At 39.7% G+C, this 20,472-nt stretch carries 20 protein-coding genes; 10 read left to right on the top strand and 10 right to left on the bottom strand.

All coding sequences use genetic code 11. The annotated features are described in order from the left end of the window. Positions 1–78 precede the first annotated feature (78 nt). Both BCM40_RS04075 and BCM40_RS04070 read left to right on the top strand, forming a co-directional pair. Entirely contained in the window at positions 79–1,356 is a 1,278-nt protein-coding gene (locus BCM40_RS04075; protein WP_065527026.1) for a glucose-6-phosphate isomerase, read from the top strand. A gap of 139 nt (positions 1,357–1,495) precedes the next feature. Further along, positions 1,496–2,080: a biotin transporter BioY gene (locus BCM40_RS04070; protein WP_065527027.1), complete on the top strand. Its 585-nt coding sequence runs from the start codon at positions 1,496–1,498 to the stop codon at positions 2,078–2,080. 59 nt (positions 2,081–2,139) lie between these two features. On the opposite strand, the gene BCM40_RS04065 is transcribed toward BCM40_RS04070, so the two are convergent. From BCM40_RS04065 to BCM40_RS04050, 4 genes are all read right to left on the bottom strand, one after another. Next, a complete protein-coding gene (locus BCM40_RS04065) occupies positions 2,140–2,613 on the bottom strand; it encodes a HEAT repeat domain-containing protein (RefSeq protein WP_008429441.1) in 474 nt (157 codons plus the stop codon). A gap of 117 nt (positions 2,614–2,730) precedes the next feature. Next, positions 2,731–3,969 (bottom strand): cysteine desulfurase-like protein, encoded by a 1,239-nt coding sequence (locus BCM40_RS04060; RefSeq protein ID WP_065527028.1) that lies wholly within the window; start codon positions 3,967–3,969, stop codon positions 2,731–2,733. Positions 3,970–4,167: 198 nt separating this feature from the next. Next, entirely contained in the window at positions 4,168–5,130 is a 963-nt protein-coding gene (locus BCM40_RS04055) for a TRM11 family SAM-dependent methyltransferase (RefSeq protein WP_065527029.1), read from the bottom strand. A gap of 69 nt (positions 5,131–5,199) precedes the next feature. Next, a complete protein-coding gene (locus BCM40_RS04050) occupies positions 5,200–6,132 on the bottom strand; it encodes a ketopantoate reductase family protein (protein WP_065527030.1) in 933 nt (310 codons plus the stop codon). A 207-nt stretch (positions 6,133–6,339) separates the two neighbouring features. On the opposite strand from BCM40_RS04050, the gene BCM40_RS04045 reads away from it, so the two are divergent. Both BCM40_RS04045 and BCM40_RS04040 read left to right on the top strand, forming a co-directional pair. Continuing rightward, positions 6,340–6,894, top strand: a complete 555-nt coding sequence (locus BCM40_RS04045) for a TVP38/TMEM64 family protein (protein WP_065527031.1) — start codon at positions 6,340–6,342, stop codon at positions 6,892–6,894. A 110-nt stretch (positions 6,895–7,004) separates the two neighbouring features. Beyond that, entirely contained in the window at positions 7,005–7,778 is a 774-nt protein-coding gene (locus tag BCM40_RS04040) for an alpha/beta fold hydrolase (RefSeq protein WP_065527032.1), read from the top strand. Positions 7,779–7,834: 56 nt separating this feature from the next. Here the strand turns inward: BCM40_RS04040 and BCM40_RS04035 are convergent, their stop codons facing one another. Continuing rightward, on the bottom strand, positions 7,835–8,611 hold the full coding sequence (locus BCM40_RS04035) for a 3-hydroxybutyrate dehydrogenase (RefSeq protein WP_065527033.1): 777 nt from the start codon (positions 8,609–8,611) through the stop codon (positions 7,835–7,837). 22 nt (positions 8,612–8,633) lie between these two features. Continuing rightward, a complete protein-coding gene (locus tag BCM40_RS04030; RefSeq protein ID WP_065527034.1) occupies positions 8,634–9,953 on the bottom strand; it encodes a GntP family permease in 1,320 nt (439 codons plus the stop codon). A 193-nt stretch (positions 9,954–10,146) separates the two neighbouring features. Between BCM40_RS04030 and BCM40_RS04025 the strand changes: the two genes are divergently transcribed. Next, positions 10,147–11,028, top strand: coding sequence for a LysR family transcriptional regulator (locus BCM40_RS04025; RefSeq protein ID WP_065527035.1), 882 nt, complete (start codon positions 10,147–10,149; stop codon positions 11,026–11,028). 140 nt (positions 11,029–11,168) lie between these two features. Here BCM40_RS04025 and BCM40_RS04020 read toward each other — a convergent pair whose 3' ends face one another. The 4 genes from BCM40_RS04020 to BCM40_RS04005 form a co-directional block, all read right to left on the bottom strand. After that, on the bottom strand, positions 11,169–11,756 hold the full coding sequence (locus BCM40_RS04020; RefSeq protein ID WP_065527036.1) for a class F sortase: 588 nt from the start codon (positions 11,754–11,756) through the stop codon (positions 11,169–11,171). A 22-nt stretch (positions 11,757–11,778) separates the two neighbouring features. Beyond that, on the bottom strand, positions 11,779–12,579 hold the full coding sequence (locus tag BCM40_RS04015; protein ID WP_065527037.1) for a DUF4397 domain-containing protein: 801 nt from the start codon (positions 12,577–12,579) through the stop codon (positions 11,779–11,781). Positions 12,580–12,802: 223 nt separating this feature from the next. Next, positions 12,803–13,462, bottom strand: coding sequence for a reverse transcriptase-like protein (locus BCM40_RS04010; RefSeq protein WP_065527038.1), 660 nt, complete (start codon positions 13,460–13,462; stop codon positions 12,803–12,805). Between the two features lie 136 nt (positions 13,463–13,598). Then, entirely contained in the window at positions 13,599–14,255 is a 657-nt protein-coding gene (locus tag BCM40_RS04005) for a potassium channel family protein (protein ID WP_065527039.1), read from the bottom strand. A gap of 144 nt (positions 14,256–14,399) precedes the next feature. Here BCM40_RS04005 and BCM40_RS04000 point away from each other — a divergent pair, with 144 nt between their 5' ends. From BCM40_RS04000 to BCM40_RS03980, 5 genes are all read left to right on the top strand, one after another. Beyond that, complete coding sequence (locus tag BCM40_RS04000) at positions 14,400–15,320, top strand: PhzF family phenazine biosynthesis protein (RefSeq protein WP_065527040.1); 921 nt, start codon at positions 14,400–14,402, stop codon at positions 15,318–15,320. Positions 15,321–15,570: 250 nt separating this feature from the next. Next, complete coding sequence (gene ade / locus BCM40_RS03995) at positions 15,571–17,295, top strand: adenine deaminase (RefSeq protein WP_065527041.1); 1,725 nt, start codon at positions 15,571–15,573, stop codon at positions 17,293–17,295. A gap of 424 nt (positions 17,296–17,719) precedes the next feature. Next, positions 17,720–18,640 carry a cysteine synthase A gene (gene cysK, locus BCM40_RS03990; RefSeq protein ID WP_065527042.1) on the top strand — a complete coding sequence of 307 codons (921 nt, stop codon included), beginning with the start codon at positions 17,720–17,722 and terminating at the stop codon, positions 18,638–18,640. A 260-nt stretch (positions 18,641–18,900) separates the two neighbouring features. Then, positions 18,901–19,689 carry an ABC transporter ATP-binding protein gene (locus BCM40_RS03985; RefSeq protein WP_065527043.1) on the top strand — a complete coding sequence of 263 codons (789 nt, stop codon included), beginning with the start codon at positions 18,901–18,903 and terminating at the stop codon, positions 19,687–19,689. Beyond that, positions 19,673–20,428 carry an ABC transporter permease gene (locus BCM40_RS03980; RefSeq protein WP_065527044.1) on the top strand — a complete coding sequence of 252 codons (756 nt, stop codon included), beginning with the start codon at positions 19,673–19,675 and terminating at the stop codon, positions 20,426–20,428. Before BCM40_RS03985 ends, BCM40_RS03980 begins: the two co-directional genes overlap by 17 nt. Positions 20,429–20,472 lie beyond the last annotated feature (44 nt).

Raw genomic sequence — 20,472 nt, 5'->3', positions numbered from 1 at the left:
ATAGGTTTCTCTCGCAAAATATACGCAATTACCAGTTTTTATATGGTAAACTGAATACTAAACGACAGGAGGGTAACTATGGTTGAAATTACATTCTCGCAATCAATTGGTTCTGTTTTAACGCTCGAAAAAAGAGCACAATTAAAGAAAATACACGAAGATCTTTACAGTAAAAAAGGCAAAGGTTCAGATTTTCTCGGCTGGTTGGATTGGCCAAGCACGCTCGATTCAGCATTTATCGAGAAAGTTGAAAAAACAGCAACGCAAATCCGTGACAAGGCAGATGTATTGGTCGTTATTGGTATTGGCGGCTCTTATTTAGGCGCTAAAGCTGTGTTATCTGCACTTGATCCGTATTTCAAAAAAGATTCTGGATTAGAAGTTGTTTTCGCAGGTCATCAAGTGAGTGGAGAGTACTTAAAACAATTGCTTGCTCACCTTGATGGAAAACGCGTTATGGTCAATGTTATTTCAAAATCTGGTAAGACAACAGAACCCGCACTCGCTTTCCGTTTCTTAAAAGACTATATGGAAAAACGTTATGGTCAAGAAGCCGCTGAACGAATTATCGTAACAACTGACGCTGAAAAAGGCGCTTTACTTACATTAGCTGAAGAAAATGGCTACGAGCGTTTTGTTGTTCCTGAAGATGTGGGTGGACGTTACTCAGTATTTACAGCAGTTGGATTGGTCCCAATTGCAGCCGCTGGTTATTCGATTAGCGATTTACTGGCAGGTGCTACAGATGCTGAAAAACTTTATAACAATACAGATTTTGATGAAAATACCGCTGTTCAATATGCAGCTATTCGCCATCAATTGTATGTAGAAGGTTATACAACGGAAGTTATGGCAATTTTCGAACCAAAACTATCATTTGTTCAAGAATGGTGGAAGCAATTGTTTGGCGAAAGTGAAGGAAAAGAAGGCAAAGGGATTTTCCCAGCATCTGTTTCGTTCACAACAGACTTGCATTCAATGGGTCAATATATTCAAGACGGCAAACGCAATTTGTTTGAAACGTTCTTATTGGTCCAAGAAGCAAACGAAGATTTAACAGTTTTTGAAGCTGAAAACGATGGCGATGAACTTAATTATTTGGCTGGACTTTCGTTACAAGAATTTAACCATGTTGCTTACAAAGGCACATCAAGTGCTCACTTAGATGGCGGTGTTCCTCAACTAAGCTTGACGATTCCAAAAATCGATGAATTCCAATTAGGTCATTTGCTGTATTTCTACATGCTTTCATGTGCATACAGCGCTTATATGTTAGACATCAACCCATTTGACCAACCCGGCGTTGAAGATTACAAAAACAATGTCTTCAAGTTGTTAAACAAACCTGGATTTTAACTTTATTAAAAAAGCTGACCTTGGCAAAAGGTCAGCTTTTTTCTTCTCGTTCTTTGTGTTAACCTAAATAAAATTTAAGTTGACTTAAATATTTTCTCTCCTTATACTTATTTTATAGAGAACAATAGGGGGAAATAGAATGACAACAACGACTACTACCAGATCGGCAAATCACTCTCGCACATTGAAATTAGTACACATCGCTTTATTTGCTGCTTTGATGGCAATTGGTGCCAACATCGCTTCGTATTTAGTGGTGGGAGGAGTACCTATCACTCTCCAAACGTTTTTTGCTATATTAGCAGGTCTGCTACTTGGTAGCCGTAAAGGCGCCATAGCTATGATTGTTTACGCATTTATTGGTCTTGCAGGCGTTCCTGTTTTCGCAAAATTCTCTGGTGGTATGGATACATTGCTAAGTCCAACCTTCGGATTTATTGTGTCTTATGTTTTTACCGCTTATTTAGCCGGACTTATTGCTGAAAAATGGTCGACTAAAAAAGGATTTGTTATTGCAGCACTTGTTGGTATGACTGTCAATTACTTGTTCGGGACAAACTGGATGTATGCAGCTTACAAATTGTGGTTTGCAGCACCTGAAGGCTTTACGTATAAAATGGCTTGGGCGTGGATGGCTGTACCGCTTCCAAAAGACTTGATCTTAGCCGTTCTTGCTGGTTTGTTTGGTTACCGTCTAAAACCCATCATTCAAAAATACCTATAAAAAATCCCGAATGCCTTAGTGGCATTCGGGATTTTTAGTGACTGAGTTAAAAACTCGAATTATCTACGACGTGGTTGCTTAAAAGGAGCAGCTTTCCACTGTTCTTCCAACCAGCTTTCGAAATCTTCGCCTTTGTCGCCTTTGTACGTATCGTAAATATCGCTACGCATTTTTTGTAGTTTTTCTTTAAAGTCTTCGTAAGTGTGCCCAGCTGGCAAACTTTTTTTGATGCGCACAAGTACTTTAGAAGTGTCCTTGATCAAATCATATTTTTTACGCTCTGGCATGTGAACATTTTCGCCAAAGTTTTTAAGTTGTTTATAGGCAGCTTCTTGCACTTGATAAACCGAATCGTGGTTCATGCGATGCGTCAAAAGATCAATTGTCGGTTCGCTTTTCCATTTCCCAAGCTCTTCAACCGCAGCTAAACGCTCTTTCCAGTTAGCCTGTCGGTTTGCAGCTTTTTTCAATTCGTCGTAATTTGGTGGTAAGTTCGTCGGTTTGTTATCAGAGTTACTGTTCGTTTGTGTCAAAATTTCATTCTCCTTTGTTTATGTCCCTTTGCGGGAAATAACGTGATGCTCTCCGTTGGCGGAACAAGTTCCTTTTAGTATAACATCAACTCGGGCAAAAGGAAAAAAGTCGATTATTCATACTACAAGTGATTTTATTGCATTAAGCAACCGGTCGACTTCTTCTTCTGTACTATAAGGTGCAAGACCTGCGCGAACCCAGCCGCCACTGTCGTTAACGCCCAACACATCACCTAGTGTTGAAGCATAGAAATGTCCAGCCGCTACAAATATGCTATGTTCTTCCGCAAGCTTCTGGCAAATCTGTCCTGGTTCGATTCCGTTTACTCGAAAAGCGATCGTTGGTGTTTTCGGAACATTTACAGCAGCTTGTGTAACGGTTACTCCATCAACTGCTGACAATCCGTCACGAAGCCGATTCGCTAAGTAATTTTCATGTTTTTCAATTTGTTTGATACCGCTCACAATGCGTTCTCTTCTCGTTTCCCCTTCGCCAAATTGCGCAAAAAATTCAACTGCCGGAAGAATTCCTGCAATGCCTTCATGATTTTGCGTGCCGGTTTCCAACTTGTCCGGATAATAGCTTGGTGAAGTGGTCAATTTGTAAGGTTCCAACTCTTTAAAAATTCCTTCTTTAATTGCGGCGATGCCGATATGTGGACCAAAAAATTTGTAAGCAGAGCACAATAAAATATCAATTTGCATTTGGTCACGATCTAGTAGCACATGCGCTGCAGCGTGAACAGCATCAGCTACAAGTAGCGCACCCACTTTTTTTGCTCGTTCTGCGAATGGTTTCAAATCGACAATTGTGCCGATTGCGTTAGATGCCATACCAACAGCGACGATTTTTGTATTTTCATTGATCTGTTGATCTAGTTCCGTTACATCCAATGTTTTTGTTTTTGTATCTACTTTCACCCAGCGTATTTTCAAGCCACGGTCTTCTGCCATCATAATCCACGGATCTACATTGGCACGGTGGTCCATTTCTGTCACGACAATTTCATCACCTGGCTCAAATTTCTTCCCAAGTGCATTGGCGATGGCAATTGTTAATGTAGTCATGTTGGCACCGAATGCCACTTCATTCGGTTGGACGTTTAAAAAATCAGCGACGGATAATCTAGCTTCTGAAATGACTTCTTCCGTCTCCCAACTAGATGGGAAAGCGCCGTGAAGATTTGCACCACCTCTTCTCATGTAGTCTGCAATAGCTTCTATCGCTGTACCTACAACTTGCGACCCTCCTGGTCCATCAAAGTATGCGACTGTCTTGTCTTTATATGTTCTAGTTAAAGCTGGAAATTGCTCCCGAACTTGTGTAATTGGAAATGTCGTTTCAGTAAATTTCATCGTTTGCAGCTCCTTTTTGAGTAGGGTACTGTTACCGTATTCAATTTTTTGATGGAATCTCCTTCATTATTTAGAGATTTTGAAAATACTGTCCGAATCGGCTAAAATACTGTCCGATTTATCCGAAATACTGTCCAATTCACACCAAATACTTGCCAAACCCCATTTCAAACAAAAAAACGCCGCTCAAGGCGACGTTTAAACAGCTTTTTGACAGATGACTATTTCACGTAAGAACAATCCTTTTTTAGCGATGCAACGATCTGTGATGACAAATCCAGCTTCTTCAATCATGTGGTCCATTGTCTCGATCGTGACGACCAATAACTTTTCAGTCATCGGATATGCCGCTTTTAAAATCCCCAATTGATCTGCTGGTGTAGCATGGGTGTACAAATTATAAGGCATATCGATAATGGCCACATCGTAAGCCATTTCAACTTCTGCGATTGATCCCATTTCCACTCGTCCAGTTAACCCAAAATGCGCAATGTTCTCACGTGATCCTTCAACAACGAGCGGATTAATGTCACGGCCGACAATATCAATGCCCATAGATAGAGCTTCGACTAATACAGTACCAATACCACAGCACGGATCAACGGCTTTTACACCCATTGGATTTGGCACCGCAATATTTGCGACCGCACGTGCTACACGTGTACTAAGTGCCGTTGAATATTCACGGGGCTTTTTCATATGATGAAACCAAATTGGTTCACTTTGTGTATATCGCCCCATATACCAACGTCCTGCAAAAGGCATTAACCCAAATATAACGCCTGGATGATGAACATCTGCTTCTCCGGTTATCGCTAAACCGATTTGTCGTTCCACATCGCGTTTGCCTGAATAACCAACATAGTCTTCTTCAGCCAACCCATTGATTTTTAGAAAAATAACTTTGAACGTAGTATCAGCCATATCCACTTCAGCAGCTTGTTCGATGATGTCTTGCAAGGTCTCGCCTTCAATCAACACTTCAATTCGCTCTTTCATAAACGGACTGCGACTTGCGTCAATTTCAACTCTGCTTTTTATAATTTTCTCGTTCGTATCGTTACCAAAAAAAGAGCGCATTTCCATTTGGCACAATGCTTTTTCATCATTTGTATAAGCATATGTATAAATATAGTCACCTGTTGCAGTTAATCGATTCAATTCATCCCGTCCTTATTTGCCCCATCAATCAAGACAATATCCAATAAGTATAGCAGATTTAACTCTCTGTTAGTCGACTTGCTTACTATAATTTGCTTCGATGACTTTGATGATCCCGGTAATCATGTCATTATATGGCGTTGAGATTCCGTGCTTTTTTCCAAGGTGCGCTACAGCGCCATTAATGGCGTCAATTTCGGTTTTGCGTTTATTCAAAACATCCATTAGCATTGATGACTTGTTGGCAGGAAACTGTTCTTTCCCCATTTTGATGCACTTAGCGATTATTGTTTCTGGATCAACATGGACACCTTCTGCTTCAGCGATTTTTATCGCTTCTGTTACAATGCTTCTCAATAAATGTTGACCATCTTCTGTATTTAAAATATCGCCATTCCGTAAGCGAGTCAGAGCCGTTAATGAATTATATGCAAGGTTAACGAATAATTTATTCCAGATAACGGTTTGAACATCATCCGCTAATTTGGTTTCCAATCCAGATTGATTTAACAGTTCAACAAATTCCACCAATTTTTCTTGTGCTCTTTTGTCAGTAGGCTGACCAACAAAATTTGTACCAAAGCCGCGGTGAAGAATCTTTCCATCGCTTTCTACACTAGCTCCGCTGCCCATCGTTCCCGCGACTGCAGAATTGTTTGGAAAGATCTCCTCAAGTATTTCTAAATTCCCAAGCCCATTTTGCATTGTTACAATCAAGGTTTGTGAAGAAAAAGAATCTTTTAATTGAGTTAATACGGTCCTAGTTGCGTGAGTTTTTAACATAACCAATACAAGATCATAGTCTTTAGAAACTTCTTGTACTACCGTTAATGGAATCACAGTTTTTTTGTTATCCTGCTCAATAATGGTCAATCCACATTGATTGATCTTGTCTATGTGTGGATTTTTTCTATTATATAGAAAGACTTCCGACGTTTGTGTTTTTAAACGCCCTGCAAATAAACTTCCCATGGCACCTGCACCGACAATTAGTATTTTCATAAAACCCCTCTTTCCAATTAACTTGAACTCATTCTAGCCTTACTAATTATTTGATTGAGAATTTTATACAATGAATATTTTGGAGAAGAAATAAACTTATCGGACTCTTCTCGACTGAATATACCACATAGAAAAATTTCTTGCTTTTCCACTCTTTTTAGCTTATCCTTCCTTATTAGTAAGCATATATAGAGAGGTTGGGATCGTATGGAGCAATTCGATCAATCCCTCGAAGTATTTATGAACAACGTTGGCTGGTTAGCACCCTTTCTTTTTGTTTTATTGCATTTGGTACGCCCTTTGTTGTTCATACCAGTGATTGCTGTTTGCATTGCTGGCGGATATCTTTTCGGATTTTTTGAAGGCGCGTTTTTATCGTTTATTGGTTTAACATTAATGAGTTGGATATCCTACATATTAGTGAATAAATTTCCGAAGTTTCAAAAAAGAATGGCACGATTAAAAGACAAAATATTTCCAGACCGTACATTGTCGGTTCCTCAGGTGATGATTTTGCGCATAATGCCTTTTGTGCACTTCCATTTACTATCGTTGTATTTAATCGAAATGACGAAATCACTAAAAGAATACATGATTATTTCTGCATTGGGTTTGATTGCTCCGGCAATTATTTATACAGCATTTGGCCGTGCTATTTCCCAATTCCCTTGGTATCTCACATTAAGCATGTTTATATTGCTCGTCGTCGTATTCAGCTTTATCGAGAAATGGCAAAACTCTCGCCCCGACTCTAATTTATAAAATTTAGGACGCACAACTTTTGGTTGTGCTTTTAATTTTGCCTAAAAGCTATTTTCACTTAAGCTTAGGGTATACCTATTAAAAGAGCTTATTTGTAAAGGAGAATGACTATGCCTGTATTTACACGCAATGATGTAGAATTATTTTATGAAGATAACGGAGAAGGGCAACCGCTTCTTTTGCTTCACGCATTAACTAGTAATTCTGCGATGTTTTATCGCGAAATGGATTTCTTTAAACAAACTCGCCGTGTGATTGCTATAGACGCTAGAGGTCATGGCAACTCAAGTCGCTTAGAACAATATACATTACAGGACCATATAGAAGATGCACTTGCGCTTATTGACCATCTAAATTTAACTACTGTTGATGTGATTGGTGTTTCAATGGGCAGTTATATCGCACAAGGCATTGCTATACAAGCACCACAAAAAGTAAACAAGCTCCTTTTAGTTGCCACCAAATCTCATAGCGAACAGGCATCATTAACTGAACTCTTTAATCGATACCCTGAAAAGTTTGATGGCTTGAGCATCCCTGAGAAAATCAGTAAAGCGACTCGTTATATTTATCATGACCAAGAAAAAGTGAAAGAATGGAATAAAAAAACGGCACAAAACAGTCGTTTACTCACAAATAAAGAGCAAGGAATCGCTGGAGACGCTATCAAAGAATTCGACTTCCGCCCACAGCTGTCTAACATTACAGCAGAGACATTAGTGATTAGTGGAAAGCATGATAGCTTGAATCCTCCTGAAAAAGGACGCGAAACCGCAGTCGCCATTCCAGGTGCAACATTTATGGAATTTAAACGTTCTGGTCATGCTCCCAATGTCGAACAAGATCGACTATTTCTTGGTGTGACAGAAAATTTTCTTGATTAGTTTTATAAAATGATAAAAACAAACCCGTCTAGCGCATACGCTAGACGGGTTTGTTTTTATTGAGCGGTGTAACCACCATCTAAAACGACGGCTTGGCCAGTAACACCTGCAGCTTTATCACTTGCTAAAAACATTGTATAATCCGAGATTTCTTTTACAGCCAATAAACGTTTTTGAGGAATTAACGGATAAAGCACTTCTTCAAATACTTTTTCAAGTGGTACATTACGTGTTTTTGCCAAATCATTCATTTGGTTTCGAACGAGTGGCGTATCCACGTAACCAGGGCACATCGCATTAACAGTAATGCCATGTTCAGCGCCTTCTAATGCAGCCACTTTTGTTAAACCAATCACACCATGTTTTGCACTATTGTATGCAGCTTTTCCAGCAAATCCGACAAGTCCATTGATTGACGCCATATTGATAATTCGTCCGGATCCTTGTTTTTTCATAATCGGAAATGCATGTTTGCTCGCGATAAACGGTGCTACTAACATAATACGTATCAATAGCTCGTATTTCTCTGTCGGAAACTCTTCAATCGGTGAAATGTATTGCATCCCCGCATTGTTGATGAGTACGTCAAGCGAACCATAATGAGCAACTGTTTGTTCAATGACGTTTTTTATTTCTTCTTCGTTAGTTACATCACATTTAATGCCAATGCAATCTAACCCTTGTGACTTTAATGTTTCAGCAGCTTTTACGACAGCTTCTTCATTAATGTCTGATAACACAATTTTCGCTCCTGCTTTTGCAAAATCACTACTAATTTCATAACCAATTCCGCTAGCAGCTCCTGTTATTAAAACGACTTTATTGTCTACCATTGTATTCCCTCCAACGCTTTTGTTAAATTCCAAGTCCTAAAGAAAATAGGATGATGGCGATTGCTAGCCCAAGTAAAGGAACAATGACGGTTACAGCACCGACAGCACCATAGGCAGCTTTATGTGTTTCTCCACAAATTCCACGAATTGTCGTTACGACATAACCATTATGTGGCAATGAATCCAATGCCCCTGAAGAAATGGCAATTGTACGGTGAAGCGCTTCTGTGTTAACGCCCATGTCGATATAATGGGGCGCTAGAAGTGGCAAGGCAATAACTTGTCCACCTGAAGCCGAACCAGTTAATCCTGCAATAACGCTGACAGCGATAGCGCCACCGATTAATGGGCTACCCGGAATGCTAGTCATTGCATCTACAGCTACTTGGAATGCTGGTACGGATTTTGCAACGCCACCAAAGCCAACTACAGCAGCCGTGTTACCGATTGCGATTAAAGCACCAATTGTTCCATCAGATAAAGCTTTACCCAAATTCGAGAAGTATTGACGGTTTAAGAAATACGTTGTAAGAACCCCGCCTAATAAGGCGATGATCAACGCAGATGTTTTCAATGAATCATGGAAAACAAACGAAATTCCAAGAACAACAACTAACGGGATTAAGCCCATGATTGGGTTTGGAAGTTTACGATCTTCTATAACCGGATCTGTTGAACGTGCTTCAAAACGTTCGCCTTTGTTAACGGCTTTTTGAATCATGCGTTTTAACCACCAGTAACCAAATACAGCCATAAAGACAGCTACAAAAATACTTACTTCCCATCCTGCATACGGACTAGTTTGCAAGTATTCAATCGGAATCCAGTTTTGGATTTCAGGTGAACCAGCAGATGTCATCGTAAATGTTACTGATCCTAACGCTAAAGCAGCTGGGATAAAGCGACGCGGCAAATCGGCTTGTTTGAACAAGCTAAGTGCCATCGGGAAAACTGAGAATGCTACAACGAACAAGCTAACTCCGCCGTAAGTTAATACCGCACAGGCGATAACAATCGCAAGTACAGCTTTCGACAAACCAAACTTTCCAACTAACCATCTCGAGACGCTATCCGCCGCCCCACTATCTTCCATTACTTTCCCAAAAATTGCTCCAAGTAAGAACATCGGGAACCATGCAGTTATAAATCCAGAAAAACTTGTCATATAATTTGTTAATAAGTTCGCTTCGCCTTCTCCAACTAATTGTGGAAATAATGGCAGACCACTGAAAAGTGCTACAAATAATGCAGATATTGGACCCGCGATTAATAAGTTCATGCCTCTCATTGTAAAAACGATTAAGAGAACAAGTCCTCCAACCATTCCAATCATACTCAACATCTAAAATCCCCCTTTTTTCTTGTAACAGCAATCCTTTGAAAACGCTTACTTATTTTCTAAAAAAGAGCCGTCCAATTTTCTAAATATTTAGTCCTGTTTGCTTTCATTATTGTACAACCACGAAAAGAATAGGTAAAATGAATAATAACTATGAGTTCTATAACAATTAGTTATAGGAAGAAAAGAGGGCTGTATGGATATCCGACAATTAACTTATTTTGTTGCAGTAGCGAAACACAAAAGTTTTACAAAAGCTGCACTTGCACTTCACGTGACACAACCGACCTTAAGCAAAATGGTGAGGAATTTGGAAGAAGAAATGGAAGTCGTATTGTTTGATCGGTCTTCTCGCCAAATCGGACTCACCGATGCGGGGGCAGTTGTTTATGAACAGGCACAAAAAATTATCCATAGTGTGGATGATTTATCGATGTCTCTATATGACGTGATGAATTTAAAAAAGGGCAAAATAAAAATTGGACTTCCACCGGTCATTAGTACCTTGTTTTTTCCAACGATCATCGCTGAATTTCAACGCGCTTATCCAGAAGTCTCTATCGTATTAGCAGAAGACGGTGCCAAAACTGTGGAACGAAAAGTGTATGATGGTGATGTTGACTTAGGCTTTGTAATGCTTCCTGTTGATAAAGAGAAATTTGATGTAGTGCCGTTTGTCGATCAAGAAATCAAATTACTGGTTCACGAATCACACCCTCTTTCACATCATGACACAATAGACTTGATCGAGTTTAAAAACGATCCGTTCTTGCTTCTTAGCAAAGAATTTACATTAAACAGCCGAACGATCGAATTTTGTATAAGTGAAGGGTTCACGCCGAAAATTGCTTATGAAAGTTCGCAATGGGATTTTATCGTTGGGATGGTGGAAAAAAACTTAGGCGTTACCTTGATGCCGAAATTGATTTGTGACCGTGTGAAAGATGGGCCGTTTAAAATGATTTCGTTGACCCATACCTTTCCATGGAGACTAGGAATAATTATGGCCAAAAATCGATACGTGCCATATGTTTCACGTGAATTCATTTCTTTAGTAGAGAAACTACCGAAAGTATGACGGACAGAAAGTAGCTTCTTTGGAAAGCTCTTTTTCCCTTTTTAAACTTCTCTGAGCTCTTCAGGTAGACCAATGACGATTCTCTTGAATAAGAAAAAACGTTGCAATGTGCTTGTAGGCACATTGCAACGTTTTTTCTATTACTCTTCTATTAAGCTTGCATAAACAATTAACCGTTCTTCCCGTGTCCCCCTGTCAAAGTCATATGTTCCAGAGCACGTAATCAGTACTAGTTCTGGAGAGGATGTATAGCCGAATATTTCGGTTACATCTGCCAAGTCGAGAGGAACAGATTCCATCGTGTGGATTTTGAAAGTCAATGTTTTTTCTGCTCCTTGTATGACCACGTCGTCACCCGGTTGGAGCTTTGCAAGATCCCAGAAAATAGCTGGGCCGTCAACACCATCTACGTGACCAGCTATAACTGAACGGCCATTTGCTCCTGGTTCATATCCTGGTGAAAACCAACTAACGTCTTCAATGTTATTCGGAACTGCCATTTCACCGTTTTCTGTAACACCAAGATGTTGAACTTGCGCTTCCACATCAATCGCTGGGATCTTTAACAAGCTCGGTTTAATGCCTGTTCGTTTCAATCCATTAATGGGATTTTCCGCCGGTACTGTTTGTGGGACTCGAATTGAGACAGGCTCATCTCGTGCAAATCCCACGTCTTCTGACCGAACACTTACTTTATCGACTGATTGATGACAGCCTGCTAACAACAAGATTGAAAGGAAAAACCATAGGTTACTGTTGAAATCGTTTTCTCCACACTAGACTACTAACTCCGATAAGAACTACTGCTCCCCCTAGCAATAACCAGATTGCTTGAGATTGACTAGGAGTGCCAAGACCAGTAGTCGGCATACCATCTGGTGATTCCGCAGCTTCGTAATCGACAAGCGCAATGATTTCTAACGAGTCGACTGTGTTTACCGCAAATACACTATAAACTGTATTAGCAGCTAGTTCAGTGTTTTCTAATGGCAAGACTTGCGTGCCATCTGGTAAACGTATTTCTAAATCATATGTTCCTGGATCTAGCTCTGCATAGTCTGTGATTCCTGGGAATTCCGCTCCACTAAACAATGCGTCTCCATCAATTACGCCAACATCAACGGCTGGTGCATCCGGAGATAAATGTCCGACACGAACTTTTGCTTTTCCGTCTGTTACTTCCATTGAATCTTCGGCAACTACAAATTCAATTGAATCTAATGAGTTTGCTGCAGCAACTGTATAAGCTTTTCCAGCTTCTACAGCAAGATCTGCCTGCAGTACACCTTCACCTGCAGCATATTCTGTTCCATTTGCAAAAACTTCTACATCATGTGTTCCGGCAGGCACATCCATATAACCTGAGTCTGCTTTAAAAGGGACATTTTCAAGTGTTAAGTCTCCATTGACATAAACATCGACAGCAGGAGCATCAGGCGAAGCATGTAATACTCTTACTTTAGCGGTATGTCCATCAGCCAAAACTCCAGAAGCTAGTAGGGAAAATACAAGGACCATTGCGACAGAGAATGAAAACCAGATTTTCTTCATTTCTTCCTCTCCTTCACTTGTATAGTTTTTGCATAACTATTGAATAATCTATTTATAACCTATTTCTTATCTCTAAGCAAGTAAAATATCAGATTATTGTGAATTTGATTAATAAGTACTAAAAAAGCGTATATAAAAACAGGAATTTAACAATTATTCTATATATAAAAATCAGACGGAATACTTGTTTCCGCCTGATTAACCTTGCATATATAAATTCATTTTAATCGAGTATTTCACTCGTTGAAGCAATTGATATTCCCTTTAACGCTTGGGTCGCTAATTTATCGGCCTCTGCATTTGATTTGCGGGGTGTTAACTGATATTCATCTTGAATACCCATACTATTCATTTTTTCTCTTATTCGCTTTACCCATGAACCTAACTTATCTTCCTCTAATGGCCACTCGCCTTCCATTCCATTTATAACAATTCGTGAGTCACCGATAAAAGTAACTAGTTGTCGACGTACTTCCATAACTTCTAGCTCTTGTAGGCAAAAGTAGAGGGCGGCATATTCCGCCTCATTGTTTGAAATCAGTCCGTCTAACTTTGTATTTGTTCTACGACGGAATAGTTTCCCATTCTGCTTATAGTAGACCACACATCCCAACCCTGCATCTCCTGAAGTACGCTCATAACCACCATCAAAATAAACACTCAAATGATGAGGTTCTGTTTCAATCTCTTTCAAATATGCTTTTACCTCTTTTAATGTCCAACTGCTATCAAATTGGTCTTCAAAGCGAAGTTTTTTGACTCTCCCTGTGCGCTCTAAGTCTTCAGCAATTTCGATAGCTACTTCTACTGGCATTTCATCTGAAAAGAACACAACTTCTTTTCCTTTAGGAACTCTATACGTCCATTCGATTCGGAACTTCATCTATAGTCCCCCCATCTCTTACAAAACATCAGTCTCTTCAGAACGTTCTTTTTTCTATTATTCCCGATTATTAATTTAGCTAAACGATAGCTCCAACCAAGAAGGTCAGTCAACTCAAGAGTTGACTGACCTTCTTCTATAAGCTTTTTTCTTCTAATCGTTTCAAGTCATCTTTATGGCCCATTACGATTAACACATCATCTTGAACAACCATATCATCAATAGCAGGGGCAATATTAACTTCTTCCTGCTTTTTGATGGCTAAGACAACACAATTAAATTCTTTTCGAATATTCATGTCGATCAATGTTTTATTTGCCATTTTGCCAGAAACAACCAACTCGATAATGCTGTAGTCATGCGATAAATCGATATAATCGACGATTTTATCAGAGTCTACATGATGGGCAACGCGAATGCCCATTTCTTTTTCTGGTTGAATCACACGATCCGCTCCTACTTTATGAAGGATTTTTTCATGTTGAAGGTCGCGTGCTTTTACCCATACTTTAGGTAGGCCAAGCTCTTTTAACATTAATGTACACAACACACTTGCCTGAAGATCATCTCCGATAGCTACGATGGCATGTTCAAAATTTCGGACACCTAAAGATTTCAACTGATTTTCATCTGTCGCATCCGCATTCACTGTAAAAGAAGCATAGTCTCTCAAAGCGTCGACTTTATCTGGATTTGCATCGATAGCCATAATTTCGTGACCTAGGCTATGCAGTTCCTTACAAACACTGCTACCAAAACGTCCTAACCCAATGACCACAATTTGTTTTTTCACATGCTTCCCTCTTTTCAATTTGATTTTCTATCCCTACTTTATTCTCATATTAGATTGATTGCAATGGAAGGTAGTGGACTTTTAACGGGCTAACTGATACAAAGAAACTAAGAAAACTAAATTTTCAGATAAAGGAGGATTAAGATGAAGACGTTAAAATATACGTTAGTTGATGTTTTTACGACGCAATCTTTTGGCGGTAACCAACTCGCAGTTTTTCATGATGGTTCTGGATTAACGACAAAAACCATGCAACAGATTGCTAACGAGTTAAACTTATCAGAAACTGCGTTTATTTGCCCGCCTACCAAGCCACAAAATCAAATCAATCTCCGGATTTTCACGCCTCAAGTCGAATTACCAATTGCAGGTCATCCTACAATTGGCACAGCTTTTGTGATGGCTTATTTGAAAATGCTACCTACCCAAGATGGGGTTAATAAGTGGGTTTTTGAAGAAGAGCATGGAGACATCTCTGTAGCCGTTTCTTTAAACAAAGAAAAAATTACCAAAGTTGAAATGATTCAACCGATTCCTGTTTTCGGTGAAATATTAACCAGACAGGCTTTGGTTGCAGATTTACTATCATTGGCAAAGGGAGAATTGGATCCCCATCTCCCAATACAAACTGTTTCTTCTGGATTGCCATTCTTATTTGTTCCCCTCCGCTCAATTGCTGCGATGAGAGAAATCAATTTTAGAACGGATGTCTGGGAGCGCCACTTTAGTCGCAATCTCGATCGCCAGCACATATTCGCCTTTACAACAGAAACCGAATACGACGACTCTACTGTTCATTGTCGCATGTTTGCTCCTGCCATGGGTATTTCTGAAGATCCAGCAACCGGCGCTGCTAGCGGCCCTTTAGGAGCATTTTTAGTAGAACATGGGGCAATTGATGAAAAAGCCGATGGCAATTATGTAATAAGGAGCGAACAAGGTTTTGAAATGGGAAGACCTAGTTTCATCGATATTATGATTCACAAAAACAACCAACAATTTGAAGAAGTTAAAATTGGAGGCACCGCAATTGTTGTCGGGCAAGGAGAGCTTTATGTTCCATAAATAGTATGAATTTATATGCCACTAGCAACTTTGCTTTCGCTCTTTAAAGCTGCTAGTGGTTATTTTTGTTAAGTTTTCTTCACACCCCTATTTGCCACAGTTTACTTCTTATTTCATAATTCCTCAATTATACTAGAGCAAATTATCCATCTCCTGTAGAATAAGCCAAAGCTTAGTTCTTAAATAAAGTCGTATCTCCAGTTTGTCCAAATTAAACACTTTAAATTTATCCTAAAGGAGTCCTAGCCATATGAATAAAACTCAGCTAAAAAATCGAATCGATGCTGCCAATAAAAAAAGAAAAGCCGATTTGATAATACGCAACGCTTCAATCGTCAATGTTTTTACAAAAACCTTAACTACAGGGGATGTAGCAATCAGTGATGGTATGATTGTTGGCATTGGTCATTATGAAGGCTACGAAGAAATTGATGCATCTGGAAAATATATTGCTCCGGGCTTGATTGATGCTCATGTTCATATCGAGTCGTCTATGGTCACACCGCAACAATTTTCACAAGTTGTCTTGCCTCATGGGGTAACGACCGTTGTTACAGACCCACATGAAATTGCCAATGTTAGCGGAACAGCAGGTCTCGAATTTATGTTGAAAGATGCGGAAACAACCCTACTCGATATTAAGTTTATGTTGCCGTCATGTGTCCCTTCTACTTCTTTTGAAAATGCAGGGGCCCGACTAACAGCTGAAGATTTAGCACCTTTTTTACAACGCGATCATGTTCTGGGATTAGCAGAAGTGATGGACTTCCCAGCCGTTATGCGGGCAGATGAAGCAATGCTTGATAAGTTGCTGCTGAGCGAGCAAATTGATGGGCATGCTGCAGGTCTCACTGCACTTGACATTAATGTTTACGGCACTGCAGGAATCTTAACTGATCACGAGTGCGTAACAAAAGAAGAAATGCTTATACGCCTTGAGCGCGGCATGTACGTCATGCTTCGTGAAGGTTCTGTCGCTAAAAATTTGGAGACTTTACTTGAAGGTGTAACTGAACAAAATGCTCATCGTTGTTTGTTCTGTACAGACGACAAACATTTAGATGATTTAATAGAAGAAGGCAGTATCGACTTTAATGTTCGAACAGCTATTAAACAAGGCATTGCACCGATTACCGCTATTTCCATGGCTAGCTTTAATGCGGCGCAATGCTTTGGGTTGCGACAAAAAGGCGCCATTGCGCCAGGTTATGATGCCGACTTTCTGTTGCTTGATAGCCTCGATGAATTCACCATTTCAGCGGTTTATAAGGGCGGTCAAGCAGCAGCACAAAACGGCAAGTATGTTGGCCCCTCGAAAAGTAAAAGTGACTCACTAGCCGTTCAGGATACTGTTCGTATTGCAGAATTGTCTCTTGCTAGCTTCCAGATTCCTATGGGAGACAGTACAAAAGCTCATGTGATCGGCATTAATCCGAATAATCTCATCACCGAGCATTTAGTTTTAGAAGTGCCACAACTGGGTGGGGTCTTTGTTTCAAATACAGACAAAGATCTTTTAAAAATGGCTGTAGTTGAACGTCACCGGGCTACTGGTAATATTGGTTTAGGCATTGTTCAAGGGCTTGGTTTAAAAAATGGAGCGATTGCCACTACAGTTGCACACGATTCACATAATATTATCGCTGTTGGCACAACGGACAGAGACATTAAAGCTGCAGTTGAAGCTGTGCAACAAATTAACGGTGGACTGGTCGTTGTTCAAGATGGAGAACTATTAACAAGTGTATCTTTAGCAATTGCCGGATTAATGTCAGAAGAACCATTTGAAACAGTTTACGAACAACTAAAAGTTCTTGATGATAGTCTTTTGCAAATAGGAGCACCTACTCATTTTAATGCCTTTTTAACATTGTCTTTTTTATCTTTACCTGTGATTCCTCATTTAAAATTAACCGACTGCGGTTTGTTTGACGTTGCAACTTTCCAACATATTCAAGTAGCTGTTAAAGAGTAATAAAAAACCGCAATGCCTTTTGGGTCAGTTCATTTGAGGCATTGCGGTTTTTCTTTTTCGGTTCCAAGTGGACAAGTTGGATCTCTCCCCACTCGTTTAGCGAACCATCTTATATAGCCACATTTTTTGGCCAAGCTTATTGAGCATTAAAGCAGTCCATATAGGAGTAATGATACATAATTCCGGGTCATTTAATCGTTGTTCAAGCCTCACCGTCATGACAACTACAGGAATTTATATCATTTTAAGCTCATCTATTTTAAGCCGACAAAACCAATATGATTAACAAATATGCGCTATACTAGTACAATAAAGTTTAGACTCCAGCCCGTCCATTAGAATACATTCACTGACGGACTAGTTAAAAAGAACATACAAACAAGCAGATGACAAATACCGCTACTTAAGAAAGGTTGTTTTCTCCATGAAACCATATAATAATATTACTGAATTGATTGGTGACACACCCGTTGTCAAATTGAATCGCATTGTTCCAGAAGGGGCTGCCGATGTTTATGTAAAACTCGAAATGTTTAATCCTTCTAAAAGTGTTAAAGACCGTGCTGCATATAATATGATTAAGATGGCTGAAGAAGATGGCTTGCTCAAAGAAGGGGCTACCATCATCGAACCAACGAGTGGCAATACGGGAATTGGTCTCGCTATGGTTGCTGCTGCAAAAGGATACCGCTCTATTCTAGTGTTACCAGATAACGCAACAAAAGAGCGAATCAACTTATTGAAAGCATTTGGTTCTGAAGTCGTTTTAACGCCAAGTGATGCAAAAATGCCTGGCGCAATTAGCAAAGCACTTGAGTTACAGAAGGAAATCCCAAACAGTTTCATCCCACAACAATTCGAAAACAAAGCCAATCCAGATATTCACCGAACAACAACTGCGCTAGAAATTTTAGAGCAAATGAACGGCCAATTAGATGCATTTGTAGCATCAGCTGGAACTGGCGGTACCATTACAGGCACCGGTGAAACGTTAAAAGAACATTTGCCGGAGCTTTATATCGCAGTTGTAGAACCAAAAGGATCGCCTGTGTTGTCTGGTGGGAAGCCTGGTAAACACAAATTAGTAGGAACGAGCCCTGGATTTATACCAAATATCCTAAATACGAAAATATACGATGAAATTATGGCGATTCAAGATGAAGATGCGATTGAAATCTTCAAACGAGTTGCTCGTGAAGAAGGTATTTTTGTCGGACCGTCTGCAGGTGCCACCATTTATGCAGCAATCGAACTTGCAAAACGTCTTGGCAGCGGCAAAAAAGTTTTGTGCATCGCTCCTGATACGGGAGAACGTTATTTGAGCATGAATCTTTTCGAAGAATAGACTCTATCTATATACATTACAAATTTACAACAGCTAGTTTTTAACTTCAGCTTATATAATTTTCACCACTAATACAGGCAGACCGGAAATTTCGGATCTGCTTGTTTTTTTGTGGATAAAGTATTTCTATCCAGTTGCCCGCATACTTTTTATGTTTGTTATCGAAATATTTTCATTATAATGTTGACAATACCTACCACTTTACTATACTTTAATATAATATCCGATAGGAAAGGTAGGTTTTACATAGGTGATTGACGATGTTTATTGAAGCAAAGAATATCAACAAAGTTTATTTTGATAAAAATAACAAACCCATTACTGTCTTAAATGATATCAACCTCTCGATTCCAAAAGGACAGTTTATTTCTATTCTAGGCCCTTCTGGCTGTGGAAAATCCACTTTTTTATCAATGATTGCCGGACTCACTAGCTCAACATCAGGAGAAATTATCGTAAATGGGAAAAAAGTTGTGAAACCAGGAAAAGATAGAGGAATGGTATTTCAGCAAGCTGCCCTGTTTCCTTGGATGAACGTTGCTGAAAATGTCATGTTTCCATTACGCAAAGAATTATCTAAAAGTGAAGGATTGAAGCGTGCACAACACTTTTTGAAAATGGTGCAACTCAGTAATTACCCTACTCATTATCCTCATGAACTATCCGGTGGCATGCAACAGCGTGTATCAATTGCAAGGTCCCTAGCAATGGATCCTGCTGTTTTATTGATGGACGAGCCGTTCGGTGCACTAGATGAACAAACGAGAAGTCGCCTGCACAGACAGCTGGAGGAAATTTGGATAGATACCCAAAAAACCATTGTATTTGTAACTCACAGTATTTCAGAGTCGATCAAACTGTCTGATCGAATTATTGTGATGGGTACGAGACCCGGAACAATATTGACTGATATTACAGTTGATATCCCTAGGCCCCGTGAACAACATCGACAACAAATCGGTGCATTAGAAGAACAAATTATGGCTTTATTGAAAACAGAAATTGACAAAGTCATCGAAGAGGAGCAGTCATATGAAGCCGACAGTTAAACGACTAATCTTCTTCGCCGTACTTATTGTCTTTTGGGAGCTAGGGTCCCGCTTTGAACTCTGGCACGAAACCATACTTCCTTCTCCTTTCAGCGTCTATGATTCTTTAATGGCTGGATTTTCGGATATGACACTAGTCTATGACTTGATGGCTAGCTTTCGTAGATTGCTTATTGGTTTGGTTGCCGCTATTTTAATCGGAACAAGTATCGGTATTTTACTGGCACGCTCTAATACCGCAGATGAAACACTTGGCACCTTAGTACTTGCTTTGCAAAGTGTACCCAGCATTGTCTGGCTTCCTTTAGCCATGATGTGGTTTGGACTTGGTGAAGGCTCTATCATTTTCGTTGTCATTCTGGGTGGAACTTTCGTTATGATCTTGAATGTCAGAACAGGCATCAAAAATGTTGATCCTTTATTTATCAAAGCTGCTCGTACCATGGGATCGAACGGCTTGGATTTATTCATCAAAGTAATTATTCCTGCCTCTGTTCCCTATTTTGTGACAGGTGCACGTTTAGCATGGGCGTTTGCTTGGCGAGCCTTGATGGCTGGGGAACTGCTTAGCTCTGGTCCCGGTCTCGGCTATACATTACGATACGCTTCTGATTTTGGTAATATGTCATTGGTTATCGGAGTGATGATCATTATAGGAGTCGTTGGGGCGGTTGTTGACTTGATGATATTCCAACGAATTGAAAAGAATGTTCTTAAGCGCTGGGGATTGGAAACATAAAATTTATCAATAACAACACTATAAATCCTTTTACTTCTGTACTC

The sequence above is a fragment of the Planococcus donghaensis genome (assembly GCF_001687665.2).
GTDB classification, from domain to species: Bacteria; Bacillota; Bacilli; order Bacillales_A; family Planococcaceae; genus Planococcus; species Planococcus donghaensis.
Note: the sequence above shows the minus strand (reverse complement) of the source record. Positions and strands in the feature narration are given on the sequence as shown.